Origin of the sequence: Azospirillum sp. TSH100 (genome assembly GCF_004923295.1) — a bacterium.
Classification (GTDB): Bacteria; Pseudomonadota; Alphaproteobacteria; order Azospirillales; family Azospirillaceae; genus Azospirillum.
In genome coordinates this window covers 619,421-633,640 of record NZ_CP039634.1, presented here as the reverse complement: position 1 = coordinate 633,640, position 14,220 = coordinate 619,421, and the positions used below count along the sequence as shown (strand labels likewise).

Sequence of the window (14,220 nt, the reverse complement as noted above, 5' to 3'; positions counted from 1 at the left end):
GGCAGTCCGTCCGGCGGCAGCCGGAATGGAAAAAGGCGTCGGATTATCGGCCCGACGCCTTTTTCGTTTCAAACCTGCCGAACGGACGCGCTTTCTCGTCCGCTCAGAACTCCTTCCAGTCGTCGTCGTCGCTGACGCTGTGCTTCAGGACCGGGACCGCGGTGGTGCGTGCCGACGAATCGGCACGGGCGGCCGGCTTGGCCGTGGCGACCGGATGGGCCGTGCCGTTGCCGCGGGGGGCCGGCTTCGCGGCCGGCTTGGCGGCGGTACGGGTGGGAGCCGGAGCGCGGCGCGTGGTCGCGACCGCCGGAGCAGCGTGGACGGCGACGGCCGCGCGCGGCGCCGCGGCATGGCCGAAGCCCGTTCCGCCGAAGCCACCGGCCTGTTCGAACTTGAAGAAGCCGACCAGCGACTTCAGGTCGGTGGCCTGACCGCTCATCGCCTGGGCGGCGGCGGTGGTCTCCTCCACCAGCGCGGCGTTCTTCTGGGTCATCTCGTCCATGTTGGCAACGGTCGAGTTGATCTCGTCCAGCGCCGTCGCCTGCTCGGCGGAGGCCGAGGCCATCTCGGCGATCAGGGTCGCCACCTGCTGCACGCCGGACACGATGCCTTGCAGCGCGTCGCCGGCCTTGCTGACCAGATCGACGCCGTCCTTGACCTGGGCGTCGCTGTCCAGGATCAGGCCCTTGATCTCCTTCGACGCCTGGGCGGAGCGCTGGGCGAGCTGCCGCACTTCCTGCGCCACCACGGCGAAGCCGCGCCCGGCGTCGCCGGCCCGCGCCGCCTCGACCGCCGCGTTCAGCGCCAGCAGGTTGGTCTGGAAGGCGATCTCATCGATCACGCCGATGATGTCGGTGATCTTGCGGCTGGATTCCTCGATCCGGCGCATCGCCTCGATGGCCGATCCGGCGACGCCGCCGCCGGATTCGGCGGAGCTGCGGGCCTGGGATGCCATCACGTTGGCGCGCTGGGCATTCTCGGCGTTGGAGCGCACGGTCGCCCCCAGCTCTTCCATGCTGGCCGCGGTCTCCTCCAGCGAGGAGGCCTGCTGTTCGGTGCGGTCGGCGAGGTCTGAGGAGCCGAGCGACACCTCGGCGGCGGCTGCGGCGATGGTTTCGGCCGCCTGGGTGATCTGGCCGACGATTTCCGCCAGCCGGGTCGAGGTGGCGTTGACGTCGGTCTTCACCCGCTCGAAGGCGCCCTGGTAATCGCGGGTGACGCGGCGGTTCAGGTCGCCCTGGGCCAGCGCCGCCAGCACCTCGCCCAGGTCGGCGATCACCGCCTCCACCGTATCGGTCAGGCGGTTGATGCCCTCCGACATCGTCTTGTAGAAGCCGTCCTTGCCGGCCAGATCGATGCGGCGCTCCAGATCGCCCTTCGATACGGCGTCGATCAGGGTGGCGATCTCTTCGCCGATCGCCTGCTCGCGGGCGCGCTGGGCCTCGGCGGCGCGGCGTTCGGCCTCCAGCCGTTCGCGCTCGGCCTCGTCCATGCGCTTCTTCTCGATGGCGTTCTCCTTGAACACCAGCACGGCCTTGGCCATGCTGCCGATCTCGTCGCGGTTGCCGAGTGCCGGCACGTCCACCGTGAGGTTGCCGGCGGCCAGATCGGTCATCGCGCCGGTCATCTGCACCACCGGGCGGACGATCGACCTTGCGGTGACCAGGGCGATCAGGATGCCGAGCGCAAGCGCGCCGACCGCCATGCCGATCAGCAGCTTGGCCGTGCTCTCCATATCTGTCTGCGCGCCGGTCAGCGTCGCGGTGCGGGCGTCGGATTGCAGCGTGATGGTCTTCTCCGCCAGGGAGGCGAACTCCTCCGCCTCCTTCGGCATGATGCCGAACGCCAGCGACTGGGCGTCGTTGACGGCGGCGACCACGCGCCTGAAGCTTTCCTGATAGCGGGCGGCGGTCTGCACCGACTCCTCGGCGGCCCGCTTCTGGACCGGATCGGTCAGCCGGCTGGCCAGCAGGGTGGTGGTCTTCATGAAGCCATCCATCCTGCCGCGCATCTCCTCCGCCCACTTGTCCGTCGGTTCTGTCAGGAAACGCTGGGCGCTGAGGCGGGCGAGGATCAGCGTTTCCAGCGCCTGACCGGCATAGGCCGCGGATTCGAAGTCGCCGGCGGCGATGCCGTTGGTGACGACGGCGCTCAGCCCCTCCCGCGCCTTCACGCCCAGCGGCATCATCTCGTCCGCGATCAGCCGGTCGCGCTGTTCGCGCAGCTTGACCAGCTGTGTGAAGTGGGCGTTGTAGCTTTCGATCCGTTCGATCATCCGTTCGACGTTGGCGCGCCGGCCGGGATCGAGCGTGGCGTCCCGGGCGGTGCGCAGCAGATCGACCAGCTTCTTCTGTTGCGCCTGGATCGGCGCGATGACGGCGTTGTTGCCGGTGAAGGAGTAGTTGAGCGCGCTGCGGCGCATGTCCGAGAATGAGCCGTCGATTTCGGAAAGCCGGAGCGAGTTGTCCGAGATCGAGGCGTAGCGGTTGAAGCCGTCCTCCACCGTCGACAAGGACCGGACGCCCAGCGCTGCCACCAGGACGAGAAGGGCGAGGATCAGAAGGAACCCCACCTGGATGCGGGTGCCCACCTTGAAACGGCCGGCGAAGCTGGCGTTCTGCATGGTCAAATGCCTTGGTCTGCGGTTCGGGTCGAACGCGATACGCCCGGCAGGGTAGAGGAAAGTGGTTTCCAGTCCGTTGCCATGACGTAGGGAAATGCAAGGAAGGCGTCCCTGGGGCGCGGCAAAATCGTGTCAAAGCCGTGACGCGGGGCTTTGACGACGCCGCGGCGGTCCCTAGGTTAGGTCGCCTGTACAGCATTTCGGGCGACAGTCCTTCGGGAACCTGTTTCCCCGACCCGCGGAAAGACCCGCAGAAATCACCGTAAAGGCCTCTGAAAACTCCGATGCGCCGCAGCCTCCCGCCGACCTCCGATTCCAGTGCCGTCACCCGTCCGTCCGGCGACCTGCGGGCCGCCATCCGCTCGCTCGGCCCCTACATCTGGCCGCGCGATTCCGTGGAAACGCGGGTGCGGGTGGTGCTGGCGATGCTGCTGCTGATCGGCGCCAAGGTCGCCAACGTCTATGTGCCGATCTTCTACAAGCATGCGGTGGACGCGCTGACGCCCGTGAGTGCCGGCGGCAGCGTCGGGCCGGGTGCCGCGGTGACCATCCCCCTGGGACTGATTGTCGCATATGGCCTTGCCCGCGTGACCTCGCTGGTCTTCGCCGAGCTGCGCGACGCCGTCTTCGCCACCGTGGCGCAGCGGACCATCCGCAAGGTGGCGCTGTCGGTGTTCCGTCACCTGCACGCGCTGTCCCTGCGCTTCCATCTGGAGCGCCAGACCGGCGGCCTGACCCGCTCGCTGGAACGCGGCACCCGCGCCATCGAATCGCTGCTGCGCTACACGCTCTTCTCCATCGTGCCGACGCTGGTGGAGATCGCGCTGGTCTGCGCCATCCTGTGGAAGCTGTTCAGCGTCTGGTTCGCGCTGGCGACCTTCGTCACGGTGATGGGCTACATCCTCTACACCTTCTTCGTGTCGGAATGGCGCATCAAGTTCCGCCGCCAGATGAACGACACCGACAGCAAGGCCAACACCAAGGCGATCGACAGCCTGCTGAACTACGAGACGGTCAAGTATTTCGGCAACGAGGAGCATGAGGCCCGCCGTTACGACGGCGCCCTCCAGAGCTACGAGAAGGCGGCGGTGCGCAGCCAGCAGAGCCTGTCGCTGCTGAATGTCGGCCAGTCGGCGATCATCTCGCTGGGGCTGGCGGTGGTGATGGGCATGGCCGCCAAAGGGATTGTCGACGGCAGCATGTCGCTGGGCGATTTCGTGCTGGTTAACACCTATCTGCTGCAGCTCTACCAGCCGCTGAACTTCTTCGGCGTCGTCTACCGTGAGATCAAGCAGTCGCTGATCGACATCGAATCGATGGTGACCCTGCTGGCGGTCGACCGCGAGGTGGCCGACGGTCCCGATGCCCGGCCGCTGGCGGTCGAGGGGGCGGAGCTGCGCTTCGAGGGGGTGGAGTTCGGCTATGACGCGCGCCGGCCGATCCTGAAGGATGTCAGCTTCACCGTGCCGGCCGGCAAGACGGTCGCCATCGTCGGACCGTCCGGGGCCGGCAAGTCCACCATCAGCCGGCTTCTGTTCCGTTTCTACGACGTCAATGGCGGGCGGGTGCTGATCGACGGGCAGGACATCCGCGCCGTCACCCAGTCCTCGCTGCGCGGCTCCATCGGCATCGTCCCGCAGGACACCGTGCTGTTCAACGACACCGTCTTCTACAACATCGCCTATGGCCGACCCGGGGCCAGCCCGGCGGAGGTGGAGCGTGCAGCGCGGCTGGCCCACATCCACGACTTCATCATGGCGCTGCCCGACGGCTACCAGACCACGGTGGGCGAACGCGGGCTGAAGCTGTCCGGCGGCGAGAAGCAGCGCGTCGCCATCGCCCGCACCATCCTGAAGGATCCGGCGATCCTGCTGTTCGACGAGGCGACCAGCGCGCTCGACACCCACACCGAGCGGGAAATCCAGGCAAACCTGCGCGAGGTCAGCCGCGGCCGCACCACGCTGGTGATCGCCCACCGGCTGTCCACCGTGATCGACGCCGACGAGATCCTGGTGCTGGAGGCCGGCCGGGTGATCGAGCGCGGCCACCACACCGACCTGCTGGCCGCCCGCGGCGCCTATGCCGCCCTGTGGGCGCGGCAGCAGGAGGCCAGCCAGGCATCCGCCGGGGCATCTGTGGAGGCATCTGCCGGAGGCCCGGCGCCGCTGCCGGGCGTGCTGGCCTCGACCTGAGCGGAAGCGGGAACACGCACAATGGGACCGGCAAGGCAGGCGCTGCGCGACGCGACGCGGGAAAGCCACGACCGCCTGGACAAGGCCGCGGTGTTGCAGCCGCTGGTCCGGCCGGACATCACGCGGCCGCAATATGCCCGCGCGCTGGCCGTGCTCTACGGCTTCAACGCGCCGGTGGAGCGGGGGCTGACGGACGCCGGCGGAGACGGCGCGGTGCGGCTGGACCTGCTGCGCGAGGATCTGCGGGTGCTCGGCGCCGACCCCGACGCGTTGCCGGAGATGGCGGGCCTGCCGCCGCTGGACAGTGCGCCGGCCCGGCTGGCGGCGCGCTATGTGCTGGACGGTTCGGCCCATGGCGGGCGGGCGATGCTGCCGGGGATCACCCGGGCGCTGGGGTATGACGGCCGGCGCGGCGCGCGCTTCCTGGCGTCGGACGGGCTGGACATGGCGGGAGCCTGGAAGGCGCTGATGCTGCGGCTGGAGCAGGAGCTTGCCGATCCTGCGGCGCTCGCCACCGCCTGCGCCACCGCCGCCGGGCTGTTCGCAGCGCTGGAGCGATGGACACTGGACAACCGGCCGGCGGAGCAGGAGACCTGACCCCATCCCCCATGCTGGCGCGCCGGCGCATCCCTTGCCATGGATTTGTGCGGTTCCGTGAAACGCACAAATCCATGGCATCATGTTTGGCGATCGGATTCACGCTTCAAATCGATTCCGATTTTACGCGATCCGATCTAGGGTGCCGGACCATTCTCATCCGGGTTCTGGAGACCGCCTTCCCATGACCGCGCCAGCCTCGCGCATTTATTGCTCCGTCGACACCACCGAGATCGAGTCCGCCCGCCGCATCGCCGGGCAGGTGACCGGGGCCGTCGGTGGCATCAAGCTGGGGCTGGAGTTCTTCATCGCCCAGGGGCCGGCCGGCGTCCGCGCCGTGGTGGGGGAGGACGGCCCGCCGCTGTTCCTCGACCTGAAGCTGCACGACATTCCCAACACGGTGGCCGGCGGCGTGCGTGCGGCGCTGCCGCTGAAGCCGGCTTTCATGACCATCCACAGCTCCGGCGGGCCGGCGATGATGCGGGCGGCGGCGGAGACGGCGGCGACCGCCGGCGCCGACCGGCCGAAGATCCTGGCGGTCACCGTGCTGACCAGCCTCGACGAGGGCGATCTGGGCGCGGTCGGGCAGTCGGTGCCGGTCGCCGAGCAGGTGGTGCGGCTGGCCAAGCTGGCCAAGGCGTCGGGGGTGGACGGCGTCGTCTGCTCGCCGGCCGAGGTGGCGCTGGTGCGCGCGGCCTGCGGTCCCGACTTCATCCTGATGGTGCCCGGTATCCGCCCGGCCTGGGCCGCCACCAACGACCAGAAGCGCTTCATGACCCCGGCGGAGGCGCTCGCCGCCGGTGCGGACCATCTCGTGATCGGCCGGCCGATCACCGCGGAGCCCGACCCGGCCGCCGCCGCCCGCCGCATCGTCGCCGAGATCGAGGCCAGTTCCGGAGGGGCCGCATGACCGTCGCCGCCAAGATCTGCGGGCTGAGCGAGCCCGAAAGCCTGCGCGCCGCCGTGGCCGGAGGGGCGCGCTATGTCGGCTTCGTCTTCTACCCGCGCAGCCCGCGCGCCATCGCCCCGCCGATGGCGGCGGAGCTGGCGCGGCTGCTGCCGACCGGCGTGCGCTCCGTCGGGCTGTTCGTCGATCCCGACGACGAGTTCCTGGAACATGTCACCGGGCAGGTTCCGCTCGACCTGATCCAGCTGCACGGGGCCGAGACGCCGCGCCGCATCGCCGAGATCAAGGCCCGCTATGCCCTGCCGGTGATGAAGGCGGTCAAGATCGGCGGGCCGGAAGACCTGACCCTGGCGCTGGAGGCGGCGGAGGTCGCCGACCGGCTGCTGTTCGACGCCAAGCCGCCAGCCAAGGTGTCGGCGCTGCCCGGCGGCAACGGCATCGCCTTCGACTGGACCATCCTGGCCGGGCGCCGCTGGCCGCGGCCCTGGATGCTGTCGGGCGGGCTGACGGTGGAGAACGTCGCGGAGGCGGTGCGGGTCACCGGCGCCACCGAGGTCGACGTGTCGTCCGGCGTGGAGGATCGTCCCGGCCACAAGGATCCGGCGCTGGTCCGCGCCTTCCTGGCGGCGGTCGCGGCGCTGTAACGTCGATTTGGGTATGGCCGGTTCGGCGGGATAGCGCCCTGTTTTAGACGAATGCTTCGGCTTATCTTGATCGCATGGCGGGACTCCGCGCCGTCGGGTAGGATGCGCCCATGAGCGATTCGACCACTCCGTCCACAACCGAGGCGCTCGGCGCCGTGCTCGACGAGCATCTGCGCTGGATCGGCCAGTGGCAGCGCGCCGTCTTCTACCGTGAGGGCCGCGGCGGGGAGCGGTCGTCGGCCCCGGCCTCCTTCGAGGCTTGGTGCCAGGCCGCCCGCCGCGACGATCTGCTCCAACAGCCGGCGGTGCAGAAGCTGGCCAATCTGCATGAACAGATGCACCGGCAGGCCCGGCTGATCCTGCTGAAGGCATCCGGCGGCGAGTTGCCGACCGAGAGCGAGTATGAGGGGGTGATCGGCCGCTTCGAGGAGTTCATGCTGCATCTGCGGCGGATGGAGCGCGCCTTTGCCGCCGCCGCCTCCGGCCTGGATCCGCTGACCGGCCTGCGCACCCGGCGCGGAATGGGCGAGGCGCTGGAGCGCGAGCACAACCGCTACCGCCGCACCGGACAGCCCTTCTGCGTCGCCCTTTGCGACATCGACAAGTTCAAGGGCATCAACGACAGCTACGGCCACGACATCGGCGACCGGGTGCTGGCCGCCACCGCCGCCGTCATCAGCCGGGGTGTCCGCAGCTTCGACGAGGCCTTCCGCATGGGCGGCGAGGAGTTCCTGGTCTGCCTGAAGGAAACCGGTCTGGACGAGGGCTATGCGGTGATCGAGCGGCTGCGCGTCGACCTGATGCGCTCGCCGGTGGTGCTGCCCGACGGCAGGGTGATCCCGGTCACCGCCTCCTTCGGGCTGGTGGAGGCGGTGGCCGACCTGACCGTCGACGATCTGGTGGTCTGCGCCGACCGCGCGCTCTATCAGGCCAAGAATTCCGGCCGCAACCGCGTGATCCGCTACGGCATCGACCGCCCGGAAGCCAAGCCGGCGGTGGCGAAGGCGGGGCGGTAGGGCGAAGCGACGCCCCTCCGGTCAGCCCCCTTGGCCCCGGCCCCCGAGGCGCGCTAGGATCGGGGCAACTTCACCGTCAGCCGCGATCCGGATTCCATGCGCACCCTGCCCGAATTTCCCAACCTGTTCGTCCTCGACCATCCACTGATCCAGCACAAGCTGACCCATATGCGGAACAAGGAACGGTCGACCGGCGGGTTCCGCACCCTGCTGCGCGAGATCTCGCTGCTGATGGGCTATGAGCTGACGCGCGACATCCCGCTGACCACCGAGCGGATCGAGACGCCGCTGCAGCCGATGGACGCCCCGGTGATCCTGGGCAAGAAGCTGGCGGTGGTGCCGGTGCTGCGCGCCGGACTGGGCATGTCGGCCGGGCTGCTGGAACTGGTGCCGTCGGCGCGCGAGGGGCATATCGGCCTCTACCGCGATCATGACACCAAGCAGCCGCACGAATATCTGGTGAAGCTGCCGCCGGCCGAGGGGCGGCTGTTCATCGTCGTCGACCCGATGCTGGCGACCGGCAACTCCGCCGCCCATGCCTGCGACGTGCTGAACCGCCATGGCGTGGACGACCACAACATCCGCTTCATGGCGCTGGTCGCCGCGCCTGAGGGCGTGCGCCGCTTCCACGAGTCGCACCCGGACGTGAAGGTCTTCACCGCCGCGCTGGACAGCCACCTGAACGAGGATGCCTACATCGTCCCCGGCCTGGGCGATGCCGGCGACCGCATGTTCGGCACCAAGTAAGCATTGTTCGAAGCATTGTAGAACGGGGCGGGTGCAGCAGGACGGCACCGCCCCGTTTTTCTGCGCGTCACTGCGATCCGGCGTCGAACCGCACCAGCGCCTTGCGGAAACCGACATTGGGAGGTGCATAGCCCACATCGCCGGCGGCGCGCTGCGGCACCGATGGGTGCAGGTTCTCCTCGCTGTAGGGCAGTACGCAGACCGGGCGGTAATAGCGCGGCTCCGCCAGCTTGCCGAGGCCGTCCAGGAACCGGGCGTAGGAGTCGACGATGGTGCCCAGCGCGTTCTCCGGCGCCACCGGCGGCATCCATTCCGCGTCGAGCCCCAGTCCGCAGTCTGCGGCCCGTTCCATCATCCATTTCAGACTGATGTTCGACAGCCGGTCGTCCTCGTAGCCGCCGCCGACATTCGCATGGCAACCGATGAACCAGCGCTGCTCCAGCCGCTGCTTCGGCTTGTTCTTCGGATCCCAGACGGAGGCGGCGAAGGTCTTGCGGTGCTCGTCGATCGCCAGGGCCTGGAAGGCGTTGTGGACCAGACCGCTGAGTTCGGTGTCGTGAAAGCCGTAAAGCTCCTGGTCCAGATGTTCGCAGATGCCGAGCGGCACGCCCAGCGCGCCCACCGTGTCCCAGACGCCGAGGAAATGGATCGGGATCAGCCGGGAGCCGTTGGCCTCGCGGAACCGCGTCGCCTCCTCCACATCGGGGCCGTCGTCGCGCTTGCGGTACAGCGCATAGGCCGCGTCGGTCTGGTCCAGCCTGTCGGCCGGCAGCAGGCCGGCGTTGCGGATCAGCCCGACAAGGCTGCGGGCGGTGTAGGCGCCGCGCGAGAAGCCCAGGATGAAGACCTCATCGCCATCCACATATTGTCTGGCGAGGGCGCGGTAGCCGTCCTTGATCTTCTTGTCGAGCCCCAGGCCGAAGGCGCCGCCGACGATGTGGTTGAGCCAGTCGTGGACGATGCCGCCCTTCTCGTCGGTGCCGACCCCGGAGTCATAGAAGCTGACCTGAGCCGTCCCGTCGCCGGCCTCGGCGAGGACCGACTTGTAGAACTTCCAGACATTGGTCGATTTCCTGTTCTGATCGGGGTCGTCGCCGCTCCCCGGCGTGTTCCAGGTGCCGTCGAAACACAGGACGATCCGCTTGCCCATCTTGCTCTCCCAACCACGAGACTGCGCGTTTGGGATGATGGTGATGAATCTTTTTCCCCTTCAACAGATTAATTGAAACCAATCGCAACCCAAAAACGTGCGTGGTGATGTGATGCAACTCCGCGCCCGGCGGATGGGGCCGGAGGTCGGCTCACCCGTTCATTGCAGAGATGCACACGTATTCCCCGACCCCGCCCATGGTTATCCGGGACATCCGATCCATATTGATGCCGACGAATTCAAGTCACGGCTTGGCCGACGGCCTGTTCGCGGGACACCGACATGCGTCATCCGCAGGACATGGGAACCTGCCACTTGTGCGAAGGTCCCATGTGGCGGCGGCTTGATTTCGATCAATGCCGGGTGGCATGCCGGGAAGGATCATGCCATCCTCTTCGACGCGCCGGACAAATGGCTTAGCCACTAAGTCCGAACCCGGTGCAGCCGACCGTGTGAATGAACGCGAACGGAAACGCGCGATGGATTACGAGACTTTCTTCCGCAACCAGATTGCGACCCTGAAGCAGGACGGCCGCTACCGCGTGTTCGCCAATCTGGAGCGCCATGCGGGCAATTTCCCGACGGCGACCTTCCGCGATTCCCATGGTCGCGAGCGTCCGGTCACGGTCTGGTGCTCCAACGACTATCTCGGCATGGGCCAGCACCCGAACGTGCTGAAGGCGATGCATGATGCGCTGGATCAGGTCGGCGCCGGCGCCGGCGGCACCCGCAACATCTCCGGCACCAACATCTACCATGTGCTGCTGGAACGCGAACTGGCCGACCTTCACCACAAGGAAGCGGCCCTGCTCTTCACCTCGGGCTATGTGTCGAACGACGCGACGCTGACCACGCTGGGCAAGATCCTGCCCAACTGCGTGATCCTGTCGGATGCGCTGAACCACAACTCGATGATCACCGGCATCCGCAATTCCGGTGCCGAGAAGCACATCTTCCGCCACAATGACCCCAAGCATCTGGACGAGCTGCTGTCGGGCATCGCCCCCGGCCGCCCCAAGGTGGTGGCGTTTGAAAGCGTCTATTCGATGGACGGTGACATCGCCCCCATCCATGACCTGTGCGACGTGGCCGACAAGCATGGCGCCATGACCTATCTCGACGAGGTCCATGCCGTCGGCATGTATGGCGCCCGCGGCGCCGGCGTGGCCGAGCGCGACGATGCCATGGACCGGCTGACCATCATCGAAGGCACGCTTGGCAAGGCCTTCGGCGTCCAGGGCGGCTACATCACCGGTTCTTCCGCGCTGATCGACTGTGTCCGCAGCTTCGCCGCCGGCTTCATCTTCTCGACCTCGCTGTCGCCGGTTATGGCGGCGGGCGCGCTCGCCTCCATCCGCCACCTGAAGCACAGCCAGACCGAGCGGACGCTGCACCAGGAGCGTGCCGCCACGCTGAAGCGCATGTTCGCCGATGCCGGACTGCCGGTGATGCCGTCGGTCAGCCACATCGTGCCGCTGATGGTCGGCGACGCCCATCGCTGCAAGCGGGCGTCCGACGAACTGCTGGATAGGCACAACATCTATGTCCAGCCGATCAATTACCCCACCGTTCCGCGCGGAACGGAGCGGTTGCGCTTCACCCCGACCCCGCTGCACACCGACGCGCAGATGGGCATGCTGGTCGACGCGTTGCTCGACGTGTGGAGCCGGCTGGACCTGCGGCTTGCCGCCTGAGGCGAGCCCCTGGAGACGGACCCGGGAAACCCCCTTCGGCGGTAAGGACGTTTTGTCCTCTGGACAGACGGGGCGCACATCCCTACTTTGAGGGATAGTGTTGCGATCGGTTCGCAGTGTGCTCGCTGCGGACCAGCCGTTACCTTGTCCGTCCATCCTGTCATCCGGGGCTTCGCCCAGGGGGTTCGCCATGTACCGTGACAACTCGCTGATGCCGAAGGAGGCCGTGCGCCTCGTCGTCCTGGGCACGCTGATCCAGGGCGGTCCGTTGCGCTATGCCGATCTGGCAGGCGCCGTCCGCCATTTCCTCGACCGCATCATGGGCCCGTCGCTGGACCTGATGGGCACCTCGCTGGAGATGCTGCGCTACGAGGGGCTGATCGAGGCGCTGGACGGCAGCGGCATGGAAGACAATGCCCTGCTCGGCCCGACCGGGGCCGGCCGGGCGGAGTTCGACACGCTGATGCGCGCCAATGTGCGCGCACCGTCGGCCGACGGGCTGAACAAGCTGGTCATCGCGTTGAAGCTGCGTTTCCTCCACCTGCTGGACGTCGAGTCGCAGCGCGACCAGATCGACAATCTCGTGTCGCTCTGCGAGACCGAGCTGGCGCGGCTGGGCGATCTGAAGCGCGCCGATGTCGGCGGCGACGGGCATTTCGCCTCCTGGCTGGAACTGGACATCGCCCAGGCGGAGGAGCGTCTGGCTTGGTTCCAGGGGCTGCTCGCCCGCCTGTGATATCCCTTTAAAACCAATGGTTTTCAGCTTGGCGGCGCGTCCCTTGGAATAGGGGCGCGCCGCGTCTGTTTCGGCGTCCGGTTTTGGTGTACCTTCGGGGGTACCTCTTTCCTCATCCGGAATCCGCTCCATGGCCTCGTACCTGTCGACCGACGACCTCGAAGACCGCTTGCGCATGGAGTTCGTGGACGACGCGCGCGATCGGCTGGAGTTGATGAACGCGACGCTGGCGGGCCGCGTGAAGGGCCAGCGCAGCGATGCCGAGACCATCGGCGTGTTGCGGCTGGAAGCTCATAATTTCAAGGGCATGGGCACCAGCTTCGGCTATCCCACGGTCAGCCTCGTCGCCCACCGTCTGGAGGATTACCTCAGTGGCCTGAAGCGGCTGGACGAGAAGGAGCTGGTCGACGCCCAAATCTTCATCGACCGCATCTCCGAGCTGGTCGACCGCGCCGAACAGCCGCTGCTGGCCGAGACCAACCGCATCATCCGCGCCCTGCCGGTGCGTTATGAATTCCAGGTCACCGATGTCGATGTCCGCAACGTCGAGATCATGCTGGTCACCCCGTCCAAGGTCGTCGCCAAGAAGCTGGGGACGGAACTGGCCGCCTGCGGCTTCCGCACCATGACGGTGACCGACCCGATCGAATCGATCAGCCTTGCCGTGCGCGTGCCGCCGGACATGGTCATCGCCTCGATGGTGATGGACGGTCTGTCCGGCCTGGACCTGATCCGCGGCCTGCGAGCGATGAGCGTGACCCAGCATGTGCCGATGGCGCTGCTGACCTCGCTGAATCTCGACCATCCGTCGCTGAAGGAGATTCCCCATGGCGTCTCCGTCATCCGCGTCGGCGAGCATTTCGGCGACGACTTCGCCGCGGTGGTGTCCAAGCACAATCTGGGCTGAGACCCCTCTGCTGAACGTCATCGTCACATAGCCGCGCTTGCGTCGGCGGGAATCTCCATGTTAGGCGTCGAATCGGTCCCACAGGCTGGAGCAGCGCCCGAATGACGGAGGTTCTTCGCCGGTACGGCCCGGTTCTGACCGGGGTGATCCTGCTGGCCGTGGCGGTCTGGCTGGTGCTGTTGGTGGTGCTGCCGCAGCTGATGATGATCGGCTTCTCCTTCCGGCCGTCGCTGCCGCCGTCCAAGCTCGGCGGGCCGGAGGATGTGTTCACGGTCAAAAATTATCTGACCTTGTGGACCAACCAGATCCATCTGGTGATCTTCCTGAAGACGATCTGGGCAAGCGCGCTCGTCACCGCGACCACGCTGGCCGTCTGCTATCCGGTCGCCTTCTATCTGGCACAGGTGGCGCCCAGGCGGCGCCTGCCTCTGCTGATCCTGATGCTGATCGTGCCCTTCTGGATCAACGAGCTGCTGCGCACCTTCTCCTGGTACATCATCCTGGCCTTCAACGGACCGCTGAACGCGATTCTGCTGTGGCTCGGCATCATCGACGAGCCGCAGCGCTTCCTGGGCGGCGACGCCGGGGTGATCGTCGGGATGGTCTATGTCTACATCCTGTTCATGGTCTTCCCGCTGTACAACGCCATCGAGTCGCTGGACCGCAACCAGATCGAGGCGGCACGCGACCTCGGTGCCGGCTGGCTGCGCATCCACCGCCGGATCGTGCTGCCGCATGCCAAGCCGGGCATCGCCGTCGGCAGCATCATGACCTTCATGCTGGCCGCCGGCAGCTATGCCGTGCCCGCCCTGCTGGGCGGGCCGAACAGCCGCTGGTTCACCGAGATCATCTACAACTGGTTCTTCGAGGGCGGGAATTGGAACCAGGGGGCGGCCTACGCCTTCATCCTGCTGGTGCTGTGCATCGGCTTCATCCTGGGCGCGATGCGGCTGTTCCGTGTCGGGCTGGCCGATATTGCGAAATGAGCCATCGCGAAGTGAGCCCGC

The 14,220-nt window shown here is 67.4% G+C and carries 12 protein-coding genes; 10 read left to right on the top strand and 2 right to left on the bottom strand.

Annotation, left to right across the window (positions count from 1 at the left end; all coding sequences use genetic code 11):
• Nucleotides 1-103: 103 nt before the first annotated feature.
• Complete coding sequence (locus E6C72_RS03040; protein WP_109085084.1) at nucleotides 104-2,623, bottom strand: methyl-accepting chemotaxis protein; 2,520 nt, start codon at nucleotides 2,621-2,623, stop codon at nucleotides 104-106.
• Nucleotides 2,624-2,907: 284 nt separating this feature from the next.
• On the opposite strand from E6C72_RS03040, the gene E6C72_RS03035 reads away from it, so the two are divergent.
• The 6 genes from E6C72_RS03035 (at nucleotide 2,908) to upp (ending at nucleotide 8,726) form a co-directional block, all read left to right on the top strand.
• Nucleotides 2,908-4,815, top strand: coding sequence for an ABC transporter ATP-binding protein/permease (locus E6C72_RS03035; RefSeq protein WP_247875576.1), 1,908 nt, complete (start codon nucleotides 2,908-2,910; stop codon nucleotides 4,813-4,815).
• Nucleotides 4,816-4,836: 21 nt separating this feature from the next.
• Nucleotides 4,837-5,412, top strand: a complete 576-nt coding sequence (locus tag E6C72_RS03030; protein WP_109085007.1) for a biliverdin-producing heme oxygenase — start codon at nucleotides 4,837-4,839, stop codon at nucleotides 5,410-5,412.
• A gap of 184 nt (nucleotides 5,413-5,596) precedes the next feature.
• Nucleotides 5,597-6,322 (top strand): orotidine-5'-phosphate decarboxylase, encoded by a 726-nt coding sequence (gene pyrF, locus E6C72_RS03025; RefSeq protein ID WP_109085006.1) that lies wholly within the window; start codon nucleotides 5,597-5,599, stop codon nucleotides 6,320-6,322.
• The gene (locus tag E6C72_RS03020; protein ID WP_109085005.1) at nucleotides 6,319-6,963 is read left to right on the top strand and encodes a phosphoribosylanthranilate isomerase; all 645 of its coding nucleotides are present in this window, start codon (nucleotides 6,319-6,321) and stop codon (nucleotides 6,961-6,963) included. The genes pyrF and E6C72_RS03020 overlap by 4 nt, the downstream gene beginning before the upstream one ends.
• A gap of 110 nt (nucleotides 6,964-7,073) precedes the next feature.
• Nucleotides 7,074-7,979 (top strand): diguanylate cyclase, encoded by a 906-nt coding sequence (locus E6C72_RS03015; RefSeq protein ID WP_109085004.1) that lies wholly within the window; start codon nucleotides 7,074-7,076, stop codon nucleotides 7,977-7,979.
• A gap of 96 nt (nucleotides 7,980-8,075) precedes the next feature.
• Entirely contained in the window at nucleotides 8,076-8,726 is a 651-nt protein-coding gene (gene upp / locus E6C72_RS03010; protein WP_109085003.1) for a uracil phosphoribosyltransferase, read from the top strand.
• 67 nt (nucleotides 8,727-8,793) lie between these two features.
• Here the strand turns inward: upp and E6C72_RS03005 are convergent, their stop codons facing one another.
• The gene (locus E6C72_RS03005) at nucleotides 8,794-9,876 is read right to left on the bottom strand and encodes a DUF2235 domain-containing protein (protein WP_109085002.1); all 1,083 of its coding nucleotides are present in this window, start codon (nucleotides 9,874-9,876) and stop codon (nucleotides 8,794-8,796) included.
• Nucleotides 9,877-10,355: 479 nt separating this feature from the next.
• Here E6C72_RS03005 and hemA point away from each other — a divergent pair, with 479 nt between their 5' ends.
• The 4 genes from hemA (at nucleotide 10,356) to E6C72_RS02985 (ending at nucleotide 14,199) form a co-directional block, all read left to right on the top strand.
• Nucleotides 10,356-11,570, top strand: a complete 1,215-nt coding sequence (hemA, locus tag E6C72_RS03000; RefSeq protein ID WP_109085001.1) for a 5-aminolevulinate synthase — start codon at nucleotides 10,356-10,358, stop codon at nucleotides 11,568-11,570.
• A gap of 190 nt (nucleotides 11,571-11,760) precedes the next feature.
• Complete coding sequence (locus tag E6C72_RS02995; RefSeq protein WP_109085000.1) at nucleotides 11,761-12,306, top strand: hypothetical protein; 546 nt, start codon at nucleotides 11,761-11,763, stop codon at nucleotides 12,304-12,306.
• Nucleotides 12,307-12,436: 130 nt separating this feature from the next.
• Nucleotides 12,437-13,213, top strand: a complete 777-nt coding sequence (locus E6C72_RS02990; protein ID WP_109084999.1) for an Hpt domain-containing protein — start codon at nucleotides 12,437-12,439, stop codon at nucleotides 13,211-13,213.
• Between the two features lie 101 nt (nucleotides 13,214-13,314).
• The gene (locus E6C72_RS02985) at nucleotides 13,315-14,199 is read left to right on the top strand and encodes an ABC transporter permease (RefSeq protein ID WP_109084998.1); all 885 of its coding nucleotides are present in this window, start codon (nucleotides 13,315-13,317) and stop codon (nucleotides 14,197-14,199) included.
• Nucleotides 14,200-14,220: the final 21 nt, after the last annotated feature.

What these genes read in the sequence shown, in the direction of transcription:
- E6C72_RS02985 (WP_109084998.1), top strand. Translation starts at nt 13,315, where the DNA reads ATGACGGAGGTTCTTCGCCGGTACGGCCCGGTTCTGACCGGGGTGATC.
- E6C72_RS03040 (WP_109085084.1), bottom strand. Translation starts at nt 2,623, where the DNA reads ATGCAGAACGCCAGCTTCGCCGGCCGTTTCAAGGTGGGCACCCGCATC.
- hemA (WP_109085001.1), top strand. Translation starts at nt 10,356, where the DNA reads ATGGATTACGAGACTTTCTTCCGCAACCAGATTGCGACCCTGAAGCAG.
- E6C72_RS03015 (WP_109085004.1), top strand. Translation starts at nt 7,074, where the DNA reads ATGAGCGATTCGACCACTCCGTCCACAACCGAGGCGCTCGGCGCCGTG.
- pyrF (WP_109085006.1), top strand. Translation starts at nt 5,597, where the DNA reads ATGACCGCGCCAGCCTCGCGCATTTATTGCTCCGTCGACACCACCGAG.
- E6C72_RS02990 (WP_109084999.1), top strand. Translation starts at nt 12,437, where the DNA reads ATGGCCTCGTACCTGTCGACCGACGACCTCGAAGACCGCTTGCGCATG.
- E6C72_RS02995 (WP_109085000.1), top strand. Translation starts at nt 11,761, where the DNA reads ATGTACCGTGACAACTCGCTGATGCCGAAGGAGGCCGTGCGCCTCGTC.
- upp (WP_109085003.1), top strand. Translation starts at nt 8,076, where the DNA reads ATGCGCACCCTGCCCGAATTTCCCAACCTGTTCGTCCTCGACCATCCA.
- E6C72_RS03005 (WP_109085002.1), bottom strand. Translation starts at nt 9,876, where the DNA reads ATGGGCAAGCGGATCGTCCTGTGTTTCGACGGCACCTGGAACACGCCG.
- E6C72_RS03020 (WP_109085005.1), top strand. Translation starts at nt 6,319, where the DNA reads ATGACCGTCGCCGCCAAGATCTGCGGGCTGAGCGAGCCCGAAAGCCTG.
- E6C72_RS03030 (WP_109085007.1), top strand. Translation starts at nt 4,837, where the DNA reads ATGGGACCGGCAAGGCAGGCGCTGCGCGACGCGACGCGGGAAAGCCAC.
- E6C72_RS03035 (WP_247875576.1), top strand. Translation starts at nt 2,908, where the DNA reads ATGCGCCGCAGCCTCCCGCCGACCTCCGATTCCAGTGCCGTCACCCGT.